The sequence below is a fragment of the Deltaproteobacteria bacterium HGW-Deltaproteobacteria-2 genome (assembly GCA_002840505.1).
Classification (GTDB): domain Bacteria; phylum Desulfobacterota; class Syntrophia; order Syntrophales; family Smithellaceae; genus Smithella.
On record PHBC01000004.1, the window covers coordinates 66,737 to 91,212 of the forward strand.

The 24,476-nt window shown below is 46.3% G+C and carries 26 protein-coding genes; 20 read left to right on the plus strand and 6 right to left on the minus strand.

Features of this window, described 5'->3' with window-relative positions:
* Positions 1–18 precede the first annotated feature (18 nt).
* Genes CVU62_10380 through CVU62_10390 form a run of 3 tightly spaced genes read left to right on the plus strand, consistent with a single transcriptional unit; the run spans position 19 to position 2,799 of the window.
* Positions 19–327: a hypothetical protein gene (locus CVU62_10380; GenBank protein PKN37388.1), complete on the plus strand. Its 309-nt coding sequence runs from the start codon at positions 19–21 to the stop codon at positions 325–327.
* Positions 328–383: 56 nt separating this feature from the next.
* Positions 384–1,379 (plus strand): hypothetical protein, encoded by a 996-nt coding sequence (locus CVU62_10385; GenBank protein ID PKN37389.1) that lies wholly within the window; start codon positions 384–386, stop codon positions 1,377–1,379.
* Positions 1,380–1,392: 13 nt separating this feature from the next.
* On the plus strand, positions 1,393–2,799 hold the full coding sequence (locus CVU62_10390) for a hypothetical protein (GenBank protein PKN37390.1): 1,407 nt from the start codon (positions 1,393–1,395) through the stop codon (positions 2,797–2,799).
* Positions 2,800–2,858: 59 nt separating this feature from the next.
* Here the strand turns inward: CVU62_10390 and CVU62_10395 are convergent, their stop codons facing one another.
* Complete coding sequence (locus tag CVU62_10395; protein PKN37391.1) at positions 2,859–4,085, minus strand: mandelate racemase/muconate lactonizing enzyme family protein; 1,227 nt, start codon at positions 4,083–4,085, stop codon at positions 2,859–2,861.
* Positions 4,086–4,107: 22 nt separating this feature from the next.
* Here CVU62_10395 and CVU62_10400 point away from each other — a divergent pair, with 22 nt between their 5' ends.
* The 10 genes from CVU62_10400 (at position 4,108) to CVU62_10445 (ending at position 12,440) form a co-directional block, all read left to right on the plus strand.
* Entirely contained in the window at positions 4,108–4,368 is a 261-nt protein-coding gene (locus CVU62_10400) for a hypothetical protein (protein PKN37392.1), read from the plus strand.
* A gap of 56 nt (positions 4,369–4,424) precedes the next feature.
* Positions 4,425–5,054, plus strand: a complete 630-nt coding sequence (locus CVU62_10405) for a hypothetical protein (GenBank protein ID PKN37393.1) — start codon at positions 4,425–4,427, stop codon at positions 5,052–5,054.
* 32 nt (positions 5,055–5,086) lie between these two features.
* A complete protein-coding gene (locus CVU62_10410) occupies positions 5,087–5,983 on the plus strand; it encodes a hypothetical protein (protein PKN37394.1) in 897 nt (298 codons plus the stop codon).
* Positions 5,984–6,017: 34 nt separating this feature from the next.
* Complete coding sequence (locus CVU62_10415; GenBank protein ID PKN37395.1) at positions 6,018–6,839, plus strand: hypothetical protein; 822 nt, start codon at positions 6,018–6,020, stop codon at positions 6,837–6,839.
* 87 nt (positions 6,840–6,926) lie between these two features.
* Positions 6,927–7,934, plus strand: coding sequence for an Mg2+/Co2+ transporter (locus tag CVU62_10420; GenBank protein PKN37396.1), 1,008 nt, complete (start codon positions 6,927–6,929; stop codon positions 7,932–7,934).
* Between the two features lie 324 nt (positions 7,935–8,258).
* On the plus strand, positions 8,259–8,459 hold the full coding sequence (locus CVU62_10425; GenBank protein PKN37397.1) for a cold-shock protein: 201 nt from the start codon (positions 8,259–8,261) through the stop codon (positions 8,457–8,459).
* A 122-nt stretch (positions 8,460–8,581) separates the two neighbouring features.
* Positions 8,582–8,761 carry a hypothetical protein gene (locus CVU62_10430; protein ID PKN37398.1) on the plus strand — a complete coding sequence of 60 codons (180 nt, stop codon included), beginning with the start codon at positions 8,582–8,584 and terminating at the stop codon, positions 8,759–8,761.
* Positions 8,762–9,128: 367 nt separating this feature from the next.
* Positions 9,129–9,320, plus strand: coding sequence for a hypothetical protein (locus CVU62_10435; GenBank protein ID PKN37399.1), 192 nt, complete (start codon positions 9,129–9,131; stop codon positions 9,318–9,320).
* Positions 9,321–9,622: 302 nt separating this feature from the next.
* Positions 9,623–10,870: a hypothetical protein gene (locus tag CVU62_10440; protein ID PKN37400.1), complete on the plus strand. Its 1,248-nt coding sequence runs from the start codon at positions 9,623–9,625 to the stop codon at positions 10,868–10,870.
* A gap of 307 nt (positions 10,871–11,177) precedes the next feature.
* Positions 11,178–12,440 carry a hypothetical protein gene (locus tag CVU62_10445; protein PKN37401.1) on the plus strand — a complete coding sequence of 421 codons (1,263 nt, stop codon included), beginning with the start codon at positions 11,178–11,180 and terminating at the stop codon, positions 12,438–12,440.
* Between the two features lie 134 nt (positions 12,441–12,574).
* On the opposite strand, the gene CVU62_10450 is transcribed toward CVU62_10445, so the two are convergent.
* The gene (locus CVU62_10450) at positions 12,575–12,826 is read right to left on the minus strand and encodes a cytoplasmic protein (GenBank protein PKN37402.1); all 252 of its coding nucleotides are present in this window, start codon (positions 12,824–12,826) and stop codon (positions 12,575–12,577) included.
* 455 nt (positions 12,827–13,281) lie between these two features.
* On the opposite strand from CVU62_10450, the gene CVU62_10455 reads away from it, so the two are divergent.
* Both CVU62_10455 and CVU62_10460 read left to right on the plus strand, forming a co-directional pair.
* On the plus strand, positions 13,282–15,336 hold the full coding sequence (locus tag CVU62_10455) for a hypothetical protein (protein ID PKN37403.1): 2,055 nt from the start codon (positions 13,282–13,284) through the stop codon (positions 15,334–15,336).
* A gap of 63 nt (positions 15,337–15,399) precedes the next feature.
* Positions 15,400–15,840: a hypothetical protein gene (locus CVU62_10460; GenBank protein PKN37404.1), complete on the plus strand. Its 441-nt coding sequence runs from the start codon at positions 15,400–15,402 to the stop codon at positions 15,838–15,840.
* Positions 15,841–16,020: 180 nt separating this feature from the next.
* Here CVU62_10460 and CVU62_10465 read toward each other — a convergent pair whose 3' ends face one another.
* The 3 genes from CVU62_10465 to CVU62_10475 form a co-directional block, all read right to left on the minus strand.
* Complete coding sequence (locus CVU62_10465) at positions 16,021–17,157, minus strand: hypothetical protein (GenBank protein PKN37405.1); 1,137 nt, start codon at positions 17,155–17,157, stop codon at positions 16,021–16,023.
* A gap of 324 nt (positions 17,158–17,481) precedes the next feature.
* Positions 17,482–18,171 (minus strand): Crp/Fnr family transcriptional regulator, encoded by a 690-nt coding sequence (locus CVU62_10470; GenBank protein ID PKN37406.1) that lies wholly within the window; start codon positions 18,169–18,171, stop codon positions 17,482–17,484.
* Positions 18,172–18,185: 14 nt separating this feature from the next.
* Complete coding sequence (locus CVU62_10475) at positions 18,186–18,380, minus strand: hypothetical protein (GenBank protein ID PKN37407.1); 195 nt, start codon at positions 18,378–18,380, stop codon at positions 18,186–18,188.
* A 362-nt stretch (positions 18,381–18,742) separates the two neighbouring features.
* Between CVU62_10475 and CVU62_10480 the strand changes: the two genes are divergently transcribed.
* From CVU62_10480 to CVU62_10500, 5 genes are all read left to right on the plus strand, one after another.
* Positions 18,743–19,348 (plus strand): hypothetical protein, encoded by a 606-nt coding sequence (locus tag CVU62_10480; protein PKN37408.1) that lies wholly within the window; start codon positions 18,743–18,745, stop codon positions 19,346–19,348.
* 154 nt (positions 19,349–19,502) lie between these two features.
* On the plus strand, positions 19,503–19,877 hold the full coding sequence (locus CVU62_10485) for a hypothetical protein (GenBank protein PKN37409.1): 375 nt from the start codon (positions 19,503–19,505) through the stop codon (positions 19,875–19,877).
* A 1-nt stretch (position 19,878) separates the two neighbouring features.
* A complete protein-coding gene (locus tag CVU62_10490) occupies positions 19,879–20,721 on the plus strand; it encodes a hypothetical protein (protein ID PKN37410.1) in 843 nt (280 codons plus the stop codon).
* 17 nt (positions 20,722–20,738) lie between these two features.
* Positions 20,739–21,854 (plus strand): NAD(P)/FAD-dependent oxidoreductase, encoded by a 1,116-nt coding sequence (locus tag CVU62_10495; GenBank protein ID PKN37411.1) that lies wholly within the window; start codon positions 20,739–20,741, stop codon positions 21,852–21,854.
* A 22-nt stretch (positions 21,855–21,876) separates the two neighbouring features.
* Positions 21,877–22,497 carry a hypothetical protein gene (locus CVU62_10500; GenBank protein ID PKN37441.1) on the plus strand — a complete coding sequence of 207 codons (621 nt, stop codon included), beginning with the start codon at positions 21,877–21,879 and terminating at the stop codon, positions 22,495–22,497.
* 96 nt (positions 22,498–22,593) lie between these two features.
* Here the strand turns inward: CVU62_10500 and CVU62_10505 are convergent, their stop codons facing one another.
* Positions 22,594–24,453, minus strand: coding sequence for a B12-binding domain-containing radical SAM protein (locus tag CVU62_10505; GenBank protein ID PKN37412.1), 1,860 nt, complete (start codon positions 24,451–24,453; stop codon positions 22,594–22,596).
* Positions 24,454–24,476: the final 23 nt, after the last annotated feature.

The following is a 24,476-nucleotide window of genomic DNA, read 5'->3' on the forward strand; positions in this document are numbered from 1 at the left end:
ATTAAGGAGAAAACGGAAATGAGCATTTCTAAGTGGTTGGATAAAAAGGAAGCCGAGGGCATTGATGTTTCGCATATCAAATTGCCGGAAGATTTGGCTAATGATGAAACTCCGGCGGAAACAATTTATTTTAAAGAGATAAGGTCCTGCTCTATTCTTTGCCCCGGCACCCATCCCTTTGCGACTATTGAGCGTTACGGTCACTGGTTTTACTGCCGGGGACGTGACAAAGAAAATGGTCCGCATACCACAAAACCGCAATGGTGGTTCTTCACGAAAGATTCCGACCTGGCGTTTAAAACGGCCAAATCACATTTAGAAAAATGATTACCTTATTTCAAAATCAAATGCCTGCGTAGCAACGACCAGGAGAACACAAAAGAATGCTGGATTATGTTTACAATGAATCTTTCGATTGGGAACGGATGTTTCTACCTGCAGGAATAAACGAATTCGACAACCGGAAAGCTGGCATCGCAGCCTGTCTCGCTCGCGACAGCTACTATAATGATTCAAGGCATACGGAAACATTACAGGCACTTGGCTTTGATGATGCCCAGCTTTTTCATGACAACCATCTGCAAACACTTATCGGGTGCCGGAATATTAAGACTCTTGATGAAAACATGTCACTAATTACGATTGTTTTTCGCGGTTCGGATGAGATTCAGGATTGGCTGCATAATCTCGACTTTCGCACGAACCACTTTCTTAATACAGTATTTTTCCCTCACCTCCGCAGACTCAAGGTTCATCATGGTATTCTGAAAAATGTTTATGATTTCGAAAAAAAGGCTGAGCAGGTCATCTTCAAGAATAATTTGGTAAAAGGTAACCTTATTCAAATACTAAAAGATGAATATAAAAGAAAACGTTGTTTCTTCTGGATTATCGGTCATAGTCTCGGCGGAGCTATGGCAACTTTATTTGCCGCCCGATTGTATGATTATTACGGAATTTCCCCCGGAAGAATTCTTACCCATACATTTGGAGCTCCGCCTATCGGCAATATGTATTTTGCCGCACGTTACGGTCATAAAGGCGCTCTTCGAATTAAACCAACAAAAAAGAAGAACATCCTTGCATTGTTTCGTTTTGTCAATGCCGATGATCCCATACCCGCTCCCAGGTTTATAGATGAAGTCAGTGCAAAAGCGGAAGGCGGATCGATTACACAACCTCCTTATCAATTATTGGGATTAAAGCACGTTGGACAGGAAGTGCGATTTTCGCCGCGCCTTCTTCCCGATTTCTACGAAAAATATCAAACCTTCACCAAAAGACGTTATAACAGCTCGAGCTTTATGAAGGTTCATTTTATGGAAGCATATATGACGGGAATTGATGTGCACCAGCGATTAACGGCAAAGGATAAGTAAAGGGAAACATAAAATGCGCGATATTAAAATATTTGTATCACACCGCATCGAATTTGACAGCCGGACTGTCGACAATCCGCTATTCTTCCCTATGCGCTGCGGCGCCGTAGACGATAAACGCGCCGGATATAAAATGCCGGGCGATGACACGGGTGAAAATATTTCCGATCACCGCGTGAGTTTCGGAGAATTCACCGTGCAATATTGGGCATGGAAAAACATCAACGCGGACTATTACGGCATCTGCCATTATCGCCGATATTTATCCTTTTCTCCCCGCCGGTATTACAACATAGAAAATGCAGAACTGATTGATCCTTTATTAAACAGCCAGGCGATTAAACGTTATCGCCTCATGGATTCGAAACGAATGCGCGATTTAATTGAGGCCAATGACGCCATTGTCAATAATGCCCAGGATATCCGGTTTTGGAGATCAGCTGAAACAGTGTACGATCTTTGGGTAAGCTGGCACAACATGGAAAAAGCATCTATTGATCTTCTGCTCCCTTTAATCAAAGAACTGCGTCCGGAATATCTGCAATCGGCGCAGGAGTATTTTTCAGACGCTTATCATCGCGGGCATAACTGCTTTATTTTTCGCCGTGAATTATTCTTTCAGTACTGCGAATTTGTATTCGACATTTTATTTGCGTTGGAAAAGAAACTGGATAACAGCGGATACAAAGAGACTTTTCCGCGCACACCCGGCTTTTTAGCTGAGATTATGTATGGAATCTTTGTCCATCATCTGCATAGACAGGAAAAGTACCGTATCAAAGAACTGCCTCTCGTTTTTTTTGAAGAAACGCGAAAAACACATAACAACCTGTCACAGGCAGTTAAACGATACATACGATTAACACAGAATTATTTGCGACTTCGAAGTTACGACATCCTGCCGCTCGAATCCAAACGCCGAGCGACACTGAGATGGCTTTATCACTCAATAAAAGATCCTCTATCGGCCCTGTTCATTGTATCTCTTGTTACGCTGTTTATAAGCGCCGGCTGCCAGACTATCCCACAGGCACAAAAGGCGGAGGAACCAACTCCGGCACAGGTAATAATCAAATACTCAGAACCGGATGGTGCGGTGGGAATAGCCCGCTACTACAAGAAACGATACAATGGCAGAAAAACAACTTCCGGCGAAATCTACAGTTCGAAAAAGCTGACAGCAGCGCACCCCACCCTTCCTATGGGCACACTGGTGGAAGTGGAAAATCTCTCCAACAACAAATCCGTAATTGTCAAGATCAACGATCGTTGTCGCGAGCATGAAGAAGTATTTATTGATTTATCACGCCAGGCGGCACGCCAACTCGGCATGATTAAACAAGGCAGAGCCAACGTCCGGATTACTATCATTAACGAAACTAATCAGTCAGATGAAGAGACGTCTGACACGCAGGACTAGCAGATTAAGTTTTCCTGTTTCCAGAAAGTTAAAATAAGTTTTACAGAAATTTCAAACCGCTACTGAGATTCTTTTCTCTTTTTCAACTCCAGCGCGGCCTTGAGTCCTTTTTGTCTGATTACTTTCAATTTGAGCCTCGTCTCCGTCAACTTAAAGAACCGCTTGCCGTATTTGTTTAAAAGTTTCTGATTAATTTCAAAACCAAGTCCGGGTTTGGTAAACGGCGCGAGCATCGCGTTTTTATCCGGGATGATTGGATTAATAATCCCTTCTCTTTGTTCCGGCACCCAGGAAGGTTCTTCCAAAGGATATTCCAGCGGCAACTTATTGCCTCTATCAGCAAGCACCATGTTCCAGTTGATATAAAACCCAAGTCCGTTGGTCCATGTGTGCGGAGAATATTCTCTGTTGTACGCGTGACATGCATCTATAACTTTTCTCACCTGGGCGATTCCCCCAGCAAATGTTGCATCAGGCTGATAAATGTGGAAGCAGTCTTTTTCCAGCATGATTTTGATTTCATCCCAGCCGTAGTTGAGTTCGGCACCACTAATCTTCACCTTGGAAATTTTCTTCAAGGCGGCATTACCGTCGTAATCTCTGGAATCGAGTGGCTCTTCCAGCCAGTTGATGTTGTTGGCATAACAGGCCTGAGCAAACTCCGTCGCGCGCTGCAAATCCCACGCGGGGATTTTATCCACAATGGTTACCAGCCATCCCTGATTGGCATCCACGCCTAAAACAAGACTATCCCCCACGCCTTTTCTTATCACCTCGATGTGCCGGATATCATCCTTCAGCGCCTTGTTTTTCACCCGTAGTTTTGCTGTTTTGAATCCACTCTCTTTCATGGCGAGGAGTTCTTCAACTCTTTTTTCCGGTTCGTGCATCTCACCGGTTGAGCAGTAAACTTCGATAGGCCTTGCCTCACCACCCAGGAGTTCATACACCGGCTTGCCCTTGCTCTTGCCGATAATGTCCCAGCATGCGGGTTCTATCCAAAAATTTCTCCAGCCGAGAATGCCGGCCTGCTTTAATAAACTTTGAGCAGATTCGATATCCGTCGGATCCGCACCCAGTAAATATCCGCCAATAAGGTCTCCCAGCCCTTCCCTTTCATATCCCAAAGCGGTACCTGCTGAATATCCTTCAATGCCGTCATCGGTAACAAGTCTTATCAGGGTAAATCCATTGTGCGTTTGAGGATAACCGGGTATCCAGGTGGGCCAGAAAGTTTGCTTTAACGGAACCTGCACATGATAAAGCTCAATCAAAGATATTTTCATAAAAAACCTCCTTGAGGCAGTTATGAAAAATTTACACCCTCCCACAGACTTTGTCAAACTTGTTCGGTATCAGAAAATAGATATTCAAATTCGGGGCTGTTATTTTTTTTGTTTGGATGTAAAATACTGCGCACCAATGTGGTTTTATCCGACAGGGAAATACAAACGTTTGGATTACTTTTTTTTGAAAAAATGTATTTCATGTCATTTCGAGGAGCAACGCGACGAGAAATCTTTTTTTTATTTTTTTACCTTAAAAGATTTCTCCCTTTGGTCGAAATGACAAATTAATAATTATTCAAAGATCTGTGTTTTGAACAAAACAAAGGAGGTATTGCAATGAATCTTAACAATCCCGAAGCAACACAGCAGGCATTGAACATTTTAAGAAGCGGCGCTACTTTCCAGTGGTATGTAATCCCGCTGCTTGTGATTGTCTTATACATCTATGCCAACGAGTATGAAAAGGGCAGCTACCGCACAATTGCCGGTGGGCTCGCTCTTTACATGGTCCACTGGTTTGTGGAAATCGTCAACGCCTTAATCCAGCATTTTTCCGGTCATGCTCTCTGGACTGTACCTGCCGGGACAGCGTTTGAAATAATGGTGGGCGTTGGCATCGAAATAAGTCTGATGTTCTCCATTGCCGGATTGGTTGTATGCAAACTGATGCCGAAAGACCCTTCCCTGAAAATTATGGGCATCAACAACCGCTTAGCCTTTACAATTGCCAATGCCGCTTTTGCCTCTATTCTCGAAATATTCCTGGTGCGGACGCCGACATTTGTCTGGGTTTACGGATGGTGGGGCGCTTTCCCGGTTTTTGTAACGGTTTACATTCCGTTCTTCGCTGCCGCCTGTTACGTGCATGATTGGCAACCACGGGCACAAAAGCTTTTCATTGGATCGCTTTTCGCCATCAACGCCATTGCGCTTATCGTATTCGCGGGAATTCTAAAATGGATTTAATGGCATCAGATCATCAGAAAGTAGGAGGGAACATGAAAACTTTACGTCTGAAAACCTCTCCACTGCCGGTATATTTAGTCATATTACTTTTTGCTGTCTCATGCCTGGCTCTCACTTCTTGCAGCAAAGACAGCTCCGCCAGTATAGACCCGCAGGCCGAATATAACGCAGCAGTCCAGGACGCGCAGACAATGACATCCGCAAAAATCTCAAAAAATCTAACCGCTATTGTTCCTGAAAATACGAATCTCATCTGGGAAAATGACGTGCCGGGCACGCGGGTGCTTGTCGCTACCTGGATCGGCAGCCAAGCGGCCTGTCAAAACTATATGGACCCGAATTCACTGGGCTGCAAAGAGGGACAAGAGTGTCAAAACTACAGTTATAATTCCTGGGTTTCTGTTGTTCCGGAACTGAAGCATCTCCTGGGTCATTATCCAACTCTTCTTCGGGTTGCCCAGGCTCTCGGTTTGCCTCCACCTTCTGCGACACAGACACTGGAAAACACGTGCATTCTCGAACTGTATGTATCCCCTACCGACCTTTTCCGGCCATCGGCAGACCCGGAAGTATCCGATCATGAGGCGGAGTTAGCATTTCCCACTGATGGATTCCGAAAATTTGACGATACGCTTCTCATTTATTCGGAAATGCCCTGCGACCCAAACTACTGTGACAATTGCACAGGGTCCGGAAAGTGCGGGATGACCTCATACCGGAAATGGTATAACAACCGCAGGACATATGTCTATTCGCAGACGTCCGTGAATAGCCCTTATCCCTGGACGGCGCTCGGCTACACTTACGATTGGGGAAATCCCATTCCTCCACATTTCGGTTTGAGTGAATTTGTAATCAATAGCGGAACAACGGGGATTGATGTTTTTATTAAATCATGCAAATGGACAGGAGAATATTTCAGCAACTGAAAAATAGCGCTTGATCACTTTTAAGGAGTTATAGATGAAGAATTACGGTATCAGTCTGAAGCGGCAAGGGCACATAGCCATCATTACTTTTGAACGGCCGGCAAAACAAAATGCCCTTGACCAGCACATGTTCGACAGTCTGGATAAAGTTGTAGCCGAACTCAAGGGCACCCTGCCGCGGGTTATCGTCCTCACCGGTGCCGGCGACAAAGCTTTCTGCGCAGGATTTGACGTGAATCCGGAAAATCCTTTACTTAAGCCATTATCCGTCGCAATGGAGAAACACGACAAAGGCCCGGCGTATGACCTCATCCACCGCATCAGAACAAGTACCGACAATCTTGTCATGTTACCCGTCCCAATAATTGCCGCCATTAACGGACTGGCTTACGGCGGTGGAGCCGAGATTGCTTCCCGCTGTGACCTGCGGGTTATGGATCCCGGGGCCGTGATTTGTTTCTCCGAGGTGCGGCTGGGCCTCATGCCGGACCACGGCGGAGTCGTGGGGCTCACCCACCTTGTGGGTGCTTCCCGGGCTACCGATCTTATCCTCACTGCCCGAAAGGTGGGTGCAGAAGAGGCCTTCCAACTCGGTTTGATCAACCGCATCAGTGCACCAGGCAAGGCTCTTGAGGAAGCATTGTCCCTTGCTCTTTCCATCACGCAAAACGGCCCCCGAGCTGTGCGCCATGCCCTATACGTTATCAGAAAAACCGGCGATCTGACAACCCAGGAGGCCCTGGAGCTGGAGACGGAAGCAGCCGCCACACTCATTGCAAGTGGTGAAAGCATCCACGGAATTTCCGCCTTTCTCACGCGGCAGAAGCCAGAATTCCCGGAACCAGGAGAATCCTGAGATGAATTTGAGCTATCCCCCAAAATTTAAGGCAGCATGCTCATGGTGCAAGATGCACATAGAAATTTTAAGTTAATGGAGGCAGTCATGTCCGAATCACAATTTTATCATATTTCCCAGAAAGGAAAACTCACCAGCGTCGCAACTGTTGATGACGCTCTGGCTGTGGCAAAGAGCGGCGGCTTTATATGGCTGAATTACTGCCAGCCGAAAAAAGACGAACTCTCGATTCTTATCGGTCTTTTGGATCTCCATCATCTTGCTATTGAGGATTGTTTAAACGAAGACCAGATTCCCAAGATGGAAGACTTTCCCCGGAATACTTTTATTATCTTCAACACCTTTGAATATTCAAACAAAAAACTTTCGATCGGCGAAATCGATCTGTTTATCGGCGAAAACTTTCTGGTAACAGTCAGCCAGCGCGATTCCGACAACCGCCGGATTTTGGATGGCATTGAGCACATCATGGAGACAGACATGGAGAGCGCCCGGCACGGACCGGCTTTCCTGATGCACGTCATCTTGGACCACATTGTGGACCAAAAGTTTCTGGCAATTGAGGCTCTGGAAGATGAACTGGACATCCAGGAAGAAACCATGCTGGCCAGTGTTTCCAATTTCAACCCCGCCGAGATGATCCGATTGCGTCGCGACCTGCTGAATCTCCGCAAAAGTCTCTTCCATGAACGGGAGATCCTCGTTAAGATCTGCCGCAAAGATTGTCCCTTCATACCGGAAAAAGCCATCTATCACTATCGGGACATCTACGACCATCTTACAAAATTCTTCGAGTTAACTGAATCTTATCGTGAAATAGTCACCAGTCTGATGGACATGTATCTGTCAATGCTCAACAACCAGATGACGAAAGCCGCCAACCAGACAAACAAGGCAGTCCGGAGGCTGACATTCATAACCACTATCTTTATGCCGCTCACACTTATTGCCGGAATCGGCGGGATGTCCGAGTGGTCTATGATGACCGGGCCTCAGAACTGGAAAATTGCCTATCCGGCTTTCCTGCTCGCCATCGGGATAATCGGTTTTGTCAACTACGGCCTGCTCAAGTGGTTGGAAAGGAAAAAAAGATGAAGGAACGGACGTTCGCTGGAATAAACAGCAATAAAACCTTAACATCGTAACGTCCCGCTTTATATGAAGAAGCTTCATATATTTTCACCATATTGTTTGTACAAAACGTTATCCATGCAAATAAAGGTTGACTATTATGCGCTATTACTGTAGTGTCCAGTTAACTTCGGATACTTATAAATAAGATGCGAAGATAAGAGTTGGATTTAGACATTTTGAAGCACATAGGCTAGCTACCAGGTACTTTGGAATCTTGGTGGCTTTTTTATTTCGGTCATCGTGCTGATTCGACTTTTAAAAATTTATGAAAGGAGGATTAGAACTATGGCAGAAGGTAAAGTAAAATGGTTTAACGAAAAGAAAGGCTTCGGGTTCATCGAAAAGGACAGCGGTGGTGATGTATTTGTTCATTTCAACGCTATTCAAGCCAGCGGCTTTAAGACGTTAAATGAAGGCCAGCGTGTCAGTTTCGACATTACTGAGGGCCCGAAAGGTCCGTCAGCAGAAAACGTGCAAGCACTGTAATCAAATCATGTTAACAGAAAAGGCACTCCATGAACTCAGTTTCCCGGAGTGCCTTTCTATTTTCAACCTGTTCAGTAACTTCTGAAAGAAAGGCAAACAGGCATTAAAAAATGGGAAACCCCATGTACAACTTTGGAAAAAACGCGAAAGAAAAAGCAAAACAGCAGAAACAAATGGATAAGGCCGAAAAGCGCCGGATAGCTAAGCAGAGTAAGGCTAATATAAAGTCGGGCACACCGGACAAAAACTCAGCTACAGCCGAATCGAACCGGGTGGCAGATATCGCCGAAGGCATTGCATAATCGAACTGCCATTAAAAAATAACTTTGATGAGTTTATTTAATATTAAGGAGGCATCATGAGCCAGCACAGAAAAGAACGGACAAAGGAATTGGACCGCAAAAGAAGAAGACGGAAACAGACCCTGAAGCTCCGGGCAAAAGAGACGAAGCCTTTACACAAGAAGAAATAGACAAACGGCGGGTAACCATAAAATAGGAATTTAAATATGAAGGATGAGAACGGTCAAGCATTTCCCAATAACGACTATCGGATAAGTAACTGGTGCGACACAAACCGTGACATCATCGAGGCTTTAATGAACTCAAAGGAATTACTCATAAAAACAAGAGAACTTATATATCAAGAAGGCAATGAGGGTGAGTCAAAATGTGGGAAGTCTTAAGTACTGTTGGTAACGATATTAGAAGTGACAGACAACAAGTCCTTGGAGGATGGATTGTCCGGACATTTAAAACAAATGAGTATGGTAAAGTGGTGGATCAAGCTTTTGTGAGTGATCCAAATCACAAATGGAAAGTGTATAAGGAACCATCTAAAACAAAGGCAAAAAAACCTTAAAGAGACTCGCTGATAATGAGACTCAAGCTTCAGAAACAAAGTGTACTGAAGCTTGCTGGACGAATTATACCAGGAGGGAAGCGACGTGGTAAAACGAATCCCGACGAGTCGGGATGAAGTTTGTCGCTGCCACATATTAGTGATACCTCTGTCATTCCCATTTTCATTTGTCATTGCGATTCAAACATCCAGCCATCTAATCTTTCAAAACTCTAATCCTCTTTTCCTGCATTTTATTGAGATTGCTTTTATCCGGTTTCGACTGTATTTAATATCCCCTATCGACAACACATCGAGGTGTTATGAAGTTTGAAAAATATCATATCTCAGAAGACATAAAAAAGAATCTGGCAATACTTGGTTTTAAGAGACCGACGGATATCCAGTTCAAATCCATCCCGTCCATCATGAAGGGAGAAGACGTTCTGGCCATCGCCCAGACGGGAACAGGAAAAACGGCGGCTTTCGCCATTCCTCTAATCGATAAAATCCACCGGGAAAAAAGCAGCAAACGCGATACAGGCATCAAAGGCCTGGTCATGGTGCCGACCAGAGAACTTGCCACGCAGATCGGCGAGGTCTTTACCAGCATCGCGAAACATACCAACGTGAAAATCTTTGCCCTGATTGGCGGCGTCGAACAGAATGCACAGCTTAAGAAACTGCAGGAAGGCATTGATATTCTGATTACCACCCCGGGACGAATGTTTGATCTTATCCATCAGGGCTACATCAGCCTTGCGCGTGTCGATACGCTGGTCTTGGACGAAGCCGACCATATGCTGGATCTGGGTTTCATCAAAGACATTCAGTATGTCAAAAAAATGCTCATCCGAAAGCATCAGACGCTTTTTTTCTCGGCAACTATCAATCCGGAAATTAAAAAACTGGCCTTCTCTCAGGTGAAAAGCACGGCTATACGCATTCAAATATCCCCTGATGATCCGGTCTCTGCGAATGTTTCGCACGCCGTCATTTTTGTAGAGATGGATGATAAGCGTTTTTTTCTGGAGAGCTTCATCAGGGAAAATCCCGACAGCAAAATCATCATCTTTGTCCGAACCCGTGTCCGCGCAGAAAGAGTGACCAAAGCCATGGAGCGCGTTGCGATTCCCTCGATCACAATCCACGGCGAGAAAGATCAGGGTGAAAGATCCGAAGCAATGAAGAAGTTCAAAGACGGTAATTGCCGAATACTCATTGCCACAGACGTCAGCGCGCGCGGCATCGACATTCCGGACGTAAATTATGTAATCAACTATGATTTACCGGAAAAGGCCGAGAACTATGTCCACCGGGTGGGCAGAACCGGACGTGGAGTTAACAAGGGCCTGGCGATTTCTTTTTGCAGTGAAGATGAAAAAGAGCGTTTGAATGAGATCCAGCAGTTTTTGAACAAAGAGATTGAAGTGATCAAGCTCGGCAAAAAAGATTACGCACGGACCATGGACATTGCAAAAAAGAATACCGACAAAAATGTGCAGGCACTGATCGCAGACAATGAGGCCTGGCTAGTGACTAAGAAAAAGAAAAACACCAAAAAAAAGTAAGAATGTAAAGAAATGATTCCTTTCTTTACATTCACCCTTTAGTGAAACTCGCTGAGAGCAAGCGGAGTGCAACACCACACACATCTTTCTTTTTTAACCACTTAATTACTTAATACTTAAAACTTCTTTTCATCTTTCACCTTTCACCTTTATTTTTAACTTGCAACTGATTGTTTTTTCTTGCATGGTTTTTAATCACGGGTATGAAACCCTCCGCTGCGCGGGATTGTTCAACTTACCAATTCCGCTGCGCTGCGCTTTCGTAATTGGAGTTTCAACAATAAATTTATGATGCGGTACTTTTGAAATGAATATTTTTAACCAATCCGCCATCGCCGCGAAGAAAAGCCCTTTTATCTACAGGGATCAGGCAACTTTGGAAATGCGCAGCGGTGGCGGCTGTATTTCCATCTTCGGGCTGCCCTTTCTTCTGGTAGGCATCTTCATCATGCAGATACCTCTGGGGATCATCCCCGTGCAGAGATCGGGAACACTGCCTGCCATTTTCGTCGTCCTCATTGGTTGCGTGTTTGCCGCGGTAGGCGCCTGTCTCGTTTTCGGACGCAGCGGTATAATCCTGGATCGGGGCAGAGGAAGCATTATCCAATGGTACGGTTTGCTTGTGCCCATGAAGCGTACGGAGTATCTGCTGGAATCGGTAGGTCAGGTGGAAATTAACTTCGCCAGCGGTGACAGCAAATCCGCCGCGACATGGCCGGTGACTATCGCCAGCGAGAGTATTGCCAAGCCAATCTCCGTCTCGCAGCCTACCAGTTTCATCGAGGCAAGACAAGTGGCCGAAGAGCTTGCCCGTTTCCTGCGAAAACCGCTTGTGGATTATTCCACCGGCGAGAAAGTTACCCACGACCCGGAACATCTGGACGAATCATACAGGGACCGGGTGCGCAGGACAGGCGAGGCGGTAAGCTCCCTGCCGCCGGAACCTCCCAACATACGCTCGCAGGTGGAACGCACGGGAGAAGGATTGATCATTAACATTCCCGCATTGGCCAATAGCAGATTTCAATACATTCCCGTTTACTTTTCTCTTATTTTCGCCGGAGGCGTGGCCTGGTTTTTTCTACGGCCGATTCTTATGTTTACCATGCCCGAGTTCATCCGCAATATTTTCCTGGGCTTCTTCGGTCTTTTCTTTATAGCAGTTCCCGTTATATCGGCGCTCCGGACAGTGTATCGCCGGAAAAAAGAGTTCGAGCGGATTACCGTCACGAAGACCTTTCTCCGTCTTGAAGCGCTGAAACAGGGAAAGAGCATCACCATGGAAATTCCAACTGCCGAACTGGAGGACCTTGTGGCGCCCACAACACGAGGCGCAATGAACACCATCGAGGTTTCCGGAATGAAGAAAGTCTCCTTGGGCGACACAGGAACTCCCCGGATGCCGGACGGGCGTCCCGTTCCCCGCTTTCTTGTGTCACTAATGAAAATGGTTGGCTCCAGGGGCATCACAGCTCGCAGCGATAAAACCTTTATCGGATTCGCCACAGGTCTGGACGAGGCGGAAGTTACCTGGCTCTTCGCGCTTATCAGGAAAACGATAGCGGAATAATAATGACACTCTCTAAGAACGAGCGTAGCAGAGTGGAACACCATACACATCTTTCTTCTTAACTACTTAACACTTAAATCTTAAATCTTTATTTTTTAACCTAGAACTTTAAACATTGAACGTAGAACTATTTTTTACTCATTCATTTTATCCAGCTTCTTCAACATCGGGTCGTCATGTCGGAATATATTGGTGGTTTCCGTTTCGTCATCATAAATAAGAACGGCCAATCCTTTTTCCAGTTTTTGTTTTATTTGCCTGACTTTTGTTTCCATAGAAGCCTCAATCGCACCATAATCAGTTCCGTTTCGGGAAATGAATTCTTTGATGACACCGTCTAAGGCATCGGCGCTGAGTTTCTCAACCGGAATGATATGGATCGGCATTTTAATTCACCCTTTGCGATAATTTAGAATTTGTATAATAGTTCGCTGTAATTGCCAATCTGAATTTAGTGAGACTCTCTGATAGTGAGCCAAGCTGAAAACGAATCCCGACGACTCGGGATGAAGTTTAAGGCGTAAGGCGAACTATACCAGGCGCGTAGCGCCGTGGTAAAACGAGTCCCGACGAGTCGGGACGAAGTTTGAAACGTTAGTCGAATCCCGACGTCGTCGGGACGGAGTGGGACACATGGCATCCTCGAACCGCAGGGAAAAATCCTGCCCCCTGCCTTTTTTTGTTAAAATAGTGTCACCGGAATTTACTCTATTTTAAAAGCGGTTTCAGATTGACATAAAAAACCACTCATTTTATAATTCGGCCATCAAAAAATAGTGCCTTATCAATAGCCGGGCATTTACAAACCGGGTTCATCATTTGCCTGAGGGAGGTAAATATTATGTTGCATCTCACAACAAAGAGAACCGTCAGGGCCGTTGTCATCTTCTTAATTATTACTTTTATTTTTGCAGGATCCGTCTCTGCCTATAACATCACAAAGATCGGAGATAAGGGGCTATACCCCCAGCCGGATGGAGACCGCCACAACAGTTACTCCTGGTGCATGGGTATACTTCACCATTCCGACGGTGATTACCTCTACGTCGGAAGCAACCGGGATATAGCTTATCTCGTCATGGCCGGACTCTTTCGAACCATTAAGAACACCACCGATTTTGCGACTATCAATGGATATATCGAAAACTTTTTTGGCGGTGATATCGGTACTTATGCCACGGCAGCCGAAGTGGATCTGCATCCAAAAATTTTCCGTCTCAAATTGAACACCACGGACGCTACCTGGGAACTTATTTACACGGCACCCAACGTGTCGGGACAAATCCCGCTCGAATTAGGCTATCGGGGCATGCAGGTTTTTACGGACTCAGCCGGAGAAACGGCACTTTATGTGGTGACCGAAGCCGGAGCTACCAAGATTTCCCGGGTACTAAAGATCTCCGCTGATTCAGATCCTCAAAATATTGTTCCAAAGGAAGTCTTCCGAGTCACGGGAACAACGAGCCTGCGGCCCATAGCCGTCCATAATAGTAAGCTCTACATCGGCGCAAATAACGACATCTACGAGGCGTCGAACCCTGAAGCGATGAGCGATTGGACAAAGATTGCCGCCGATAGCGACTTTGGCGGTCTCATCGCCTTGGGCAAAAAGGCCATGCTCTGGCAGTTCGCCAGTTTCAATGACTATCTCTATGTAACATTGGCGGAAGATGTTGATCCGGCACAACCCCAGACTGCTGATAACGGCGGTGCCTGGCTCTTCAAAGGTAAATATGATTCTGATTTGTCACAGTGGGTTTGGACGCCTATTGTCGCCAACCAGAGCCTGTTTCCCGCCGCGCCTTACCCCAAAGGGCTCGGTAATCGCTTCAATTCCACCTTCTCGCTTACCTCCTTCAAAGATAATCTCTATGTGGGTACACTCATGACCTTTCCATCCCTTCTTGCTACGGGGAATGCACAATTGATTTTACAGAACCGGATACCTCCCCAGATATATCGCTTCAGCAAAACTGATGTCGGCGCCATGATAATCGGCGATACGGTAGGCGCTACCAAAAGCACTATCTTCCCATCACGCATCGGCAACTACTGGGCGGGCTTTTTCCAGCCCAACATTTTCCAGACGCTATCCTTCGACTCCACCATTCGAGAGACAAACTTCTCTTTGAATCAGTACTTGTGGTGGATGGCTGAATACAATGGAAAGCTTTACGCATCAACTTTCGATCTGCGGGTTTTTCTCAAGTACCTGACTCGCGCCAACGTGGAGGAGATCGGATTAATCGCCCCGGGGGACGATTCCGCCTGGCAGACAATCCAGACGTTGCTCGACGCTGTCGATTTTTATAATGATAACCCGGCGGGATGCGACATATACTACACATCGGACGGCACCAACTGGAGCCCTCTTACCCGTGATGGCTTTGGTGACCAGTTCAATTACGGCGCGCGGATTCTCCTGCCCTCGACAATCGCGGCGCACCCCCTTTATGTTGGAATGGCCAATCCCTTTTACGGAGCACAGGTTTATACAGTCGAAGACACGAGCAGCAGCGCTGCAGCCTCCTCCGACAGCGGCTCAAGCGGCTGCTTCATCGCTACAGCGGCCTTCGGTTCTTCTCTGGATCCCCATGTCAATATTCTTCGTATCTTTCGTGATCGTTTTCTTCTGACGAATGCCCCCGGCAAAGCCTTTGTCCGCTTCTACTACAGTCATTCTCCCGCGGCGGCCCGCTTCCTGGAAAGACATGAGTTTTTGAAACCTTTTGTCCGTCTAAGCCTTCTGCCCATCATCGGAATTTGTTATCTCGTCATCAACGGTTTTGGCGCGCCGGTGTTTACCTTCTTCGCCTTAATCCCGATTACCGCTCTCATTATATTCCGGAACAGGCGCCGGAATCGTTCTGTTGCTCAAGAGGGACTGCAACACTAATGCTGAATAATTATTTTTCCGTATCTCGAATAAAGAAATAAAGCGTTAAGAATAAGATAATGGATGGTTTGTTTGAAAAAGATTGATGAACGTCTGCTGGAAATTTGCAGTTACGATGGGTCTGGTTATAAACCGTTGATTGATTATGATAAATGGCGGGTGGCCATATTACGCTATTGTGACGAACTGCTGCCCGAACGCATCCTCACAATGCAACGACACGACGAAACGGATGAGGTTTTTGTTCTTCTGGAAGGCCGCTGTATTCTTTTTTTAGGAGAAGGCAATAATACGATCGACTCGATTACCGCCGTTGATATGGTGCCGCGCAAACTTTACAACGTCAAACGTGGCGCATGGCACAGCCACACCTTAAGTAATGATGCCTCCGTACTGATTGTGGAAAATTGTGATACTACGGTTCAGAATTCGCCGAAGAAGCTATTGAATAATGACCAGCGCCGACAAATTGTAGATATAACTCACGAATTATGGCAAGATTAATCTCCTCCTCAAACATAGAACCTTGAACGCGGAACATTGAACATATATTCATTATCTGGTCTGACCTGACGGGCATGATCCCTCACTATATGCAATGAATGATCAAAGGATGAACAATAAAGAAAGGGCATCCAATCATATTTTTATTGGATGCCCTTTACAGTCTAAAATTGAGATTTTCTATTCTGTGGTGAAATCAATGGTCACCGAACTACCTGTCGAAATTGCGTCTGCGGTTAAGATTGCGCCCGTATAGGTTGCTACCACATTATATGTACCAGCAGGCAGGTTGACAGTATAAGATCCTGTTTCTGCATAATTCACGCTCTTTACCGTAATCTGCTGGGTCGCATCACTGGGCGAAGGCTGCCGGAATTCGACGGTTGCCGCCTCACCTGAGGTTTCTGTCGGAATGGTTAATTCTACAGTAATTACAGCCATTGTTGCTGCATCCAGAATGAAGTCCTCTGTGTATTCCGTATCGTATTCTACGGTAATCTGTCTGCTCGAAGTAATGAAGCCATCAGCAACGACTACGATATTATACGTTCCGGGTGGCAGGTACATTAAATAGTCACCGTTTACGTCTGTAATAGCAGAAGCCTCGGTGATTACCTTTTCCACTTCCGTGGCAGCGGAAGCGTTGTATATCTGAGCACTCACAGTAACGCCAGCCAAAGCTGCAGATCCGTCTGTTACGTTTCCAGTCAAGGTGGCATTATTCAAGGTATCGATTATCTTTACTGTGGGTTTGAGAAGCCATTTTGTGCTGTTGCCCGCTTTTACCACTGAACGTCCGGCATCAAAGTCAAGGACAAGACCAACTGTACGACCGGATACAATATCAAAGGTATGCACGAGTTTTATCCCTGTCTGAAATCCACTGGGAACTTTCAGTTGTATCGCTTCATCTGCTGATGTGATGAGGTAGTTCGCATAGGGATGAGAGTCCCCGAGTATGTTTGTATTGGAATCGGGAGTGTCAGCCAGAATGAGGCGCATCTGTGTGTATGACCCTGTTGCCAGGTCAGCCACACCAAGAGATGCCGTCTTGCCATTGATCAGGTCTAGAAGATTATAAGTAGCATTTGGCGTTAGAACGGTCTGCCATGTTCCCTCTGCTTCATCAGCTTTATGGACCTGAATTTCTGCAATAGTCACATAAACCGCTTTGTATTCGGAAGCCGGGGCATCCGACAGTGACACAGACAAACTGCCGCTATCCGCGCTTGAGCCGCTACCTGATGATCCACAAGACATCAAAGTGAGGGCAAGAAGACCAATCACCATCATTGATAGATATTTCCATGATTTCATAAAAAAACCTCCTGGTTAGGTTAACCGTGTAATTACTTTCACGGTGTTGGTCTGTTGTGAATTATTTGCTCATCTGACTGTCTACAAATTTCATTTAAATTTCACCTACAATTCAGCAACGTCAGCAGGGACAAATCGGTCAAGGTTAAAGAAAAGTCAAAGGATAAGCACTTCTTTGTGTACTGTATACAAGGTAAAAGAAGAATTGTCTGTGACGGTCGTCACAATTAATGCAATTTATTTGAAGAAAAGTTCTTGAGGAGGATTTTTTCAGGATCTCGACACTGGGTTGCGCTAACTTACTGGAAAACTATAACTTTTCTCCTAATCGTAAAGCTTTTCTTCATCGAGGATTGTCATTTTCTTTCGGTCGATCACAATGTAGTGTTTCTTCTGGAGTGTCGAGATGATGCGCGAAACTGTTTCCCGGCTCGTTCCAGCCATTTCGGCGATCATTTGATGCGTGGGCCGTTTGGGAATTATCATAAAACGGCCCTCGTGGTAGCCCTGTTCCCTGGCCATCCGTAAAATCACCTCAGCGACGCGGCCATATGCGCTCATATGCGAAAGCGTATTGATCTGTCGGTTTGACTTGCGGAGCCTTTTCGACATCTCGATAAGCATTTGAATAGTGATCTTCGGGAACCGATGCAGAATATCGAGAAAAGGTTTCCTATAGAGCATGAACACTTTGCAGTCCTCAGCCGCAATGACCGATGCGCTACGCGGTTCTCCGTCGAGAATTGCAATTTCGCCAAAAAAATCAGAACGCTTGAGCGTGGCAAAAATCGTTTGCTTGCCTTCGGAGGTGGTCACAGACACATGCGCCGTGCCGGAGACAATGATAAAGAATGTCTGCCCCTCGTCATCGTCTCTTTGCACAATAACTTCGCCTTTGTGGAACTCCCGCAGGATCATAAGCGAACAGACAGCCAGCATCTCCGTGTCGGTGAGCCCCTGAAACAAAGGAACTTTCCTGGCGAATTCCATAATTTTTTGCTTGTCCATAATCATCGTGCGATCGCTCGCTATTTGATATTTTTAAGTTGATCGAACCTGGTCAGCACATGCTTATCTAATTCACCGTTATTTCCGTTTGACCTGATGACGTGCTTGTAAATACTCTGAGAATGATAGGATCTTGTTTTTACGGGTGTTGTCATAGTATAGGAACTTTGGACCGGCATGTCAAGAATCTCTTGGCCGGAAAGGGATTGTGTCATTTACCATTTACCTTTTATTTTATATGCTTCTTGCTTAACTACTTTATTACTTGAAACTTAAAACTTCTTTTCACCATCCACTGGTTTTTAACATTGAACGCAGAACTTAGAACAGTTTTTTCACTCTTCACTTTTTAGTGACACTCGCTAAGGGCAAGCGAAGTGTGGCGAAGCGTTAGTGGAATCCCGACGTTGTCGGGACGGCGTGGGGCACCATTCACTATTCACCTTTCACCTAACGCATTTAATTCTTGCATTACTTCTCAAAGTTATAATATCGTGAGACCCAATGTGCAAAGTACATAGGGATATCCACTATGCTAAGCTAAGCTGGGACTATTCAATTTTAGAAAGGTTATTACTTGTTCCCGAAAACAATTAAATCATGGCTGGTCGTACTACTGGTGATCATCAGCCTCGGCTACTTAACGCACAATAAGTTAGAGCAGAAACGCCTTGCCCGCTATGGAACGGTAGCGGAGCAACCTGTACAGGAAAGTACTGATGCACCGGCGATTCAACTGATGGGCTATGAAATTGAGCCTATAGCGCGCTATGAGATTCGCGCCAAGGTGCTGTCTATCGAACGTTACCGGACGGGACATGATGCAGACCTTTCGCCGGTGGATTTTGCGCTGGGCTGGGGACCGATGTCTGATAACGCTATCACCAAACAACTCAATATAACTCAAGGCAATCGTTGGTATCAATATAGTTGGAGCGATACTCCGCCAATCGATCCGGCCATTATCGTCCGCACCTCAGCCAATACACATCTTGTGCCGGCTGATGACAATATCAAAGCGCGCCTGCTTAAGGTGCGTCGCGGAGAAATCATCAACCTCAAGGGCTATCTAATCAATGTCAAGAACCCCGACGGCCGGGTATGGCGCTCATCGCTGACACGGGAGGACAGCGGCACAGGAGCGTGCGAATTGATGTGGGTGGCGGAGGTAGCGATTGATTAATGCGCTCTGACATCAAGAGATTCAATTAATTCCACAAAAAGATAATATTCCCCTCCAGAAATCGGAGTCAAATCTTTAATCTTGACATTTGGTCGACGTAAGTTAGATAAATAATTATAGAGCAGTTTTTTCCCAATCATGTTCACTTTATCTATTGCCGCCGGTTATTGAAATTGTTGCCAATAGAATCAATTTGCTTTTCGTGGGATTATGCAACGGAGAGAAAACAGCCGGCAATGTCTTGATCAGAATCGCCCGAAATGTTATGCCTTCCTCCATGGGAAAAACCATCATACAAATTTATGAAGTTCAAAACCCAAAGGAGGCTGAAGCCTTAGTAGATTTGGGAGTGGATCATATCGGGAGTGTGCTCACTGATTCGGCTCAGCTCAAAAATGCTACTATACGTAAAACAGTCCGAATATTAGGGACAGCGCCCTATTTTCCCATTAAGCAAGTTTCTTTTTGCAGGATTATGCAACGGCAAGAAGACAGCAGGCAATATCTTGCTCAGAGTCGCCCGAAATGATATGCCTTCCCCCATGGAAAAAACCATCATACAAATTTATGAAGTTCAAAACCCAAAAGAGGCTGAAGCCTTAGTAGATTTGGGAGTGGATCATATCGGGAGTGTGCTCACTGATTCGGCTCAGCTCAAAAATGCGGCAATCCATAAAACGGTCCAGGCGATACAGCAGGCGAGGGCTAAAAGCGGCCTGATCCCGCTATTTAAAGATCCTGTAATAATTTTTCAGGCACTTGATTATTATCAGCCGGACTTTGTTCATTTCTGTGAAATGCTTTCTCCCTTTCCGGAGGATCAGTCCAAAGTTGCGCGCGAATGTGACGCGCTGCTTTCTTTGCAATTGGATGTTAAGAACCGCTTCCCGCACATCGAGATTATGCGCTCACTTTCCGTGCCCCAGCCCGGTGTTGCTCAGACAAACGAGATTCAAATAAATATCCTGCGTTTTGCCGAACTATTCGCACCGGTTTCGAATTATTTTCTCATCGATACGCTTATCGGCAGTCCGGAGGATCAATCGCAGCAGCCTGTCGCGGGCTACGTCGGGATTACCGGTGAAATTTGTGATTGGAATATTGCCGAAACAATCATTAAAGCCAGTCCGATACCGGTTATTCTGGCTGGTGGTATTTCCGACGAAAATGTTTTTGAAGCCATTATAACCTTGAAACCGGCAGGCGTGGACAGCTGCACTAAAACCAACGCTGTGGACAAGCAGGGTCGGCCTGTCCGCTTTAAAAAAGATATGAAAAAAGTCCGACAGCTTGTCGAGGAAGCCCGGCGGGCCGATGAGTTTATGCAAAGGAAAAACAATGCTCACATCAATGTCGATTCAAAAAGAATATAAGGCCGGCGTGAAGTAATATGAAGATCGCCATTATCGGGGCCGGACCGGGCGGACTTTACGCGGCGCTGGCAGCGGCAAGAGAACATATCCAAGTTGACCTTTTTGAAAAAAGAAAAGTCGGCGAAGGCATTGTCTGCGGCGAATGTATTTTTGATTCGCTGGGGATTATGGCCAGGCCGGGCCGGGGATTTCTGCACCCCGTTGATGAGATTGTTATGAAGTGCCGCAGGGATTATACCTTTCCTTTAAGCAGGCTTCGAATATTGTGGATGCTCGACCGCCGGATCTGGCAGCAGGAACTGGCGAACCTGGCTAGAAGCCGAGGCGTTGTCATCCATGAAAACGCAAAGATTACACAGGCGCGTCTGCGGCAGATGCAAAAGGAGTATGACTGGATTGCCGACGCCAGCGGCGCTCCGTCGGTGACGTCCGGGCTCTATCAATTTTCGGATGAATATTTCAAAGATTATCTTCTGGCGTATCAGGTTGTGTTGGCGGGAGATTTCAGCGCTCTGGTACCGCGCATTAAGGTCGCCTTTTTTTCGAACCTGCCCTCTGAACTCCAACCCGCCTATTACTGGATTTTCCCCAAAGATGCCGGACGGGCCAATGTCGGCGTGGTCTGCACGGTGCGCGGAACCTTGAACCGGAACAGACTGGATTTAAAAAAACTGCTCGCGGATGTTCTCTTAGCGGAAGGTTTGGCTGCCGCGTCCGTGCTGGAAAAAGGCGGCGGCATTGGCACAAGCAGGCTGCTGCCGCGTCTTGTTTACGATAATATTATTCTGGTGGGTGACGCCGCAGGCCTGACCTCCCCTTTGCACGGCGGCGGAATTGACATGGCCTGCTTAAGCGGGGTTCTGGCTGTCCAGGCCGTCATCGGCGGCAGCAAGGGAATTTCATCCTATGAGAAAAAACTGAAACGGTATATGCGCGAGAAACTCGCGTTGGAGAAAGTCGCTGTTCGAAAAATGCGGACATTAAGTTTTGATCAATTCGATGACCTTTTGCGTGGCGTCACCTCGAAAAACAAGGTCGCCCGGCTCAAGACCGCCCTGTGCCATCCGGACCTACTTTATGCCACGATCAAGTGGTTTGGCAAGAAAAAGGATGTCCCGGACTGGCCGGTTTAAATTTGGAAATAAGGTTACGATAATGCGTTCGAATAAATCACGCGATGAAAACAGCCACTGCCCCCGCTGTTACCAGCGTCGGGAAATCTGCATCTGCCCAATCCTGCCCACGGTAACAACGCGAACAGAATTTTTGATCCTGCGGCATATTGGGGAAACCGAGCGCCCCAGCAACACCGGACGGTTAGTAACGCTGGCGATGCCGAACTCACGAATTATCCCCTGTGGAGGCGGAGCCCGCATCGGGCTTTCGCCCATTGATGATGAATTTCTGCGGGCTCCCGGAGCCTGGCTTTTATGGCCCGATGGAACCGGCACACAGTCTAATGTATCAGATCTGAAACCGCCAGCTCGCGTAGTGGTTATCGACGCAACATGGAGCCAGGCGCGGCGATTGTATCGCAGTATGCCTGTTCTGCGGACCCTGCCCCGGTTGATTCTTCCTGCGCCAATTCGATGCAGAGACCGGTTGCGGGAGCAGCATCGTTCAGACGGCATGTCAACGATTGAGGCAGTAGCTGCCGCAGTCGCTAAGCTCGAAGGGGTCGAAACAGCCAGGCCTCTGGAAAAACTTTACGATGAACTGGTGAGACGAACAACCTCCTTACGATGGGGGAGGATAAGCGTGAACGGTGAAGGGTGAAGGCTGAAATGTGAAGGAAATACTGGATACCGGCCTACGCCGGTATGACAAAGGTGGTGGGGATGACAGCCGGTTTAGAGTGTTCCCTTAATTATCTTATATTGCATGGATCAGCTGTTCTTTGACTGCAAATTCAAGAAATTGATAAATATTCTTTCGGGATTTTATATTTTCCTTTTCGCAGACCTGCCAAAGTGTTTCGATACCTGTAAAGGAGCGAAGCAACCTGCTTAAAGTGTGATCTATTGTCATTGTTTTAACAGCGCCGCCGCAATTATAAACAACCAGGTATGTTTTCTTTCTGTGATAATGATCAAGAAATTCTTCAAATGTAAGCTCGCCGACTGTCATGAGTTCATCGAAATCATATTTTAAGGAAAGAGAAATAGTTCCGGGTGATAAACCAAATACGGTTTCATCATTAAATTTGCCCTTCCCTGCCGCAACCAGCGGCCCTGCATAAAGCGAACTGTTCAGCGCACCGTGAATTTTTATTATATCCTCCATTACGGGGAAGAGATTTTTTTTGTTATGCCTGATGAACTGCTCTTTTACAAAAGAGGTTTGCATAACAGTAATCTCGTCTTTGGTGAGTTTCAGCGGTTGTTCGCATGATGATAAATGCACTGCGAAATCTGAAAGAAATCCAACCGGATCAATGCCGATGGTCTCCAGTGCCATAAACATCCAGCCCGTAGCGCCTCCGCGGTTGTAAAATATTTCACAGGCATTTTTCAGAGATTCGGCCCGGACCATTTCTTCTTGAGAAAAACCCGGCGAGGAGATCAGTGTGTAAGGTGCATCTTTCAGACAGTTTAGCGAAAAGGATTCCGCCTGATCATAAAGTGCAGTCCCCGGTATAACAGCCAGTGGAAAAATATCGAGATGGTTCGGCTGTAGACTCAGAGCATAATTCAGGCTCTCTTTGAATCCATCGGGCGTATCGCCCGGGAGTCCGTAGATCAGGTCCAGCCCGAAGATAGTGCCGGCCTGGTTCAGCAGAGATATCTTTTTAGCGAATTTAACGGTGTTGATTGTTCTGTTTACATTGGCGAGTACTTCGGGATGAATGCTCTGAAGCCCAACCTGGAGGCTGCAGTGAAGCCCGGCAAACAGTCCGGCGAGTTCACTGTCGATAAACTCTGTTCTTATTTCAAAAGTATAATGAATCAGCGGAGCCGTTTTAAGAATCATGCGCAGAATTTTTTTGGCACGCTTAAGGTCACAATTAAAAGTCGGGTCCAGCACAAAGATCTGGTTTACTTTTTTTTCTTCGAAGAGCTCAAGTTCTTTCCGGATGCGATCTAAAGAGATTTGCCGTACACCTGCCACACCCCGTGATTCGAAACAGAAACCGCATTTAAAAGGACAGCCGCGGGAGAGTTCCCACCACAGGCGGGAATAACGACAGGGATCCATTGCTCCGGAAAGATATGGCGAAGGCAGGACGTTAAGATCCATGACTGGCTGCTGGTCTTTTTCCGGATTAATCTTTGCACCTTTCAAGAAGACCCCGGGGATGTTTTTAAGTGTCTCACCATTGAGCAGTTGGTTCATGACTTCCGTAAGGACGATCTCACCTTCACCCTTTATGACAAAGTCAAAAGGTGCGCTGTCTAGCAGGATTAAAGGAAGTGCTGTTGCCTCCGCGCCGCCGGCGAAGAGTTTTATATCCGGGAATTTCTCTTTGATGAGTCGGCAGGTTTCACATACAATGTGCCTGTTCCACAAGTATGTGGAGAAACCGATCATATCCGGAATGTTTCTGCTGCATAGGTCCTCTGCTATAAAATCCGCAGAGTTATCGACAGTGTAATCATGAAATGATACATCAAGCCTCTTGCTTATGGAGTCAACTGAATCGAGCTGCGCTTTAAGGGATGCGGCAGCCAGAGGGACATCCTGAGGTGAGTCCTCAATGTGTATTGATACAAGTTTAAGTGTTACTTTTTTCAAAAATCAGCCTCCGGCAAATATTT

Coding starts and splice junctions, on each gene's coding strand:
- CVU62_10430 (PKN37398.1), top strand. CDS start 8,582: ATGTACAACTTTGGAAAAAACGCGAAAGAAAAAGCAAAACAGCAGAAA.
- CVU62_10410 (PKN37394.1), top strand. CDS start 5,087: ATGAAAACTTTACGTCTGAAAACCTCTCCACTGCCGGTATATTTAGTC.
- CVU62_10475 (PKN37407.1), bottom strand. CDS start 18,380: ATGACACAATCCCTTTCCGGCCAAGAGATTCTTGACATGCCGGTCCAA.
- CVU62_10440 (PKN37400.1), top strand. CDS start 9,623: ATGAAGTTTGAAAAATATCATATCTCAGAAGACATAAAAAAGAATCTG.
- CVU62_10500 (PKN37441.1), top strand. CDS start 21,877: ATGCGTTCGAATAAATCACGCGATGAAAACAGCCACTGCCCCCGCTGT.
- CVU62_10390 (PKN37390.1), top strand. CDS start 1,393: ATGCGCGATATTAAAATATTTGTATCACACCGCATCGAATTTGACAGC.
- CVU62_10455 (PKN37403.1), top strand. CDS start 13,282: ATGTTGCATCTCACAACAAAGAGAACCGTCAGGGCCGTTGTCATCTTC.
- CVU62_10420 (PKN37396.1), top strand. CDS start 6,927: ATGTCCGAATCACAATTTTATCATATTTCCCAGAAAGGAAAACTCACC.
- CVU62_10470 (PKN37406.1), bottom strand. CDS start 18,171: ATGATTATGGACAAGCAAAAAATTATGGAATTCGCCAGGAAAGTTCCT.
- CVU62_10400 (PKN37392.1), top strand. CDS start 4,108: ATGAAAAATTTACACCCTCCCACAGACTTTGTCAAACTTGTTCGGTAT.
- CVU62_10450 (PKN37402.1), bottom strand. CDS start 12,826: ATGCCGATCCATATCATTCCGGTTGAGAAACTCAGCGCCGATGCCTTA.
- CVU62_10405 (PKN37393.1), top strand. CDS start 4,425: ATGAATCTTAACAATCCCGAAGCAACACAGCAGGCATTGAACATTTTA.
- CVU62_10495 (PKN37411.1), top strand. CDS start 20,739: ATGAAGATCGCCATTATCGGGGCCGGACCGGGCGGACTTTACGCGGCG.
- CVU62_10460 (PKN37404.1), top strand. CDS start 15,400: ATGGTTTGTTTGAAAAAGATTGATGAACGTCTGCTGGAAATTTGCAGT.
- CVU62_10385 (PKN37389.1), top strand. CDS start 384: ATGCTGGATTATGTTTACAATGAATCTTTCGATTGGGAACGGATGTTT.
- CVU62_10425 (PKN37397.1), top strand. CDS start 8,259: ATGGCAGAAGGTAAAGTAAAATGGTTTAACGAAAAGAAAGGCTTCGGG.
- CVU62_10490 (PKN37410.1), top strand. CDS start 19,879: ATGCCTTCCCCCATGGAAAAAACCATCATACAAATTTATGAAGTTCAA.
- CVU62_10415 (PKN37395.1), top strand. CDS start 6,018: ATGAAGAATTACGGTATCAGTCTGAAGCGGCAAGGGCACATAGCCATC.
- CVU62_10465 (PKN37405.1), bottom strand. CDS start 17,157: ATGAAATCATGGAAATATCTATCAATGATGGTGATTGGTCTTCTTGCC.
- CVU62_10395 (PKN37391.1), bottom strand. CDS start 4,085: ATGAAAATATCTTTGATTGAGCTTTATCATGTGCAGGTTCCGTTAAAG.
- CVU62_10435 (PKN37399.1), top strand. CDS start 9,129: ATGTGGGAAGTCTTAAGTACTGTTGGTAACGATATTAGAAGTGACAGA.
- CVU62_10445 (PKN37401.1), top strand. CDS start 11,178: ATGAATATTTTTAACCAATCCGCCATCGCCGCGAAGAAAAGCCCTTTT.
- CVU62_10380 (PKN37388.1), top strand. CDS start 19: ATGAGCATTTCTAAGTGGTTGGATAAAAAGGAAGCCGAGGGCATTGAT.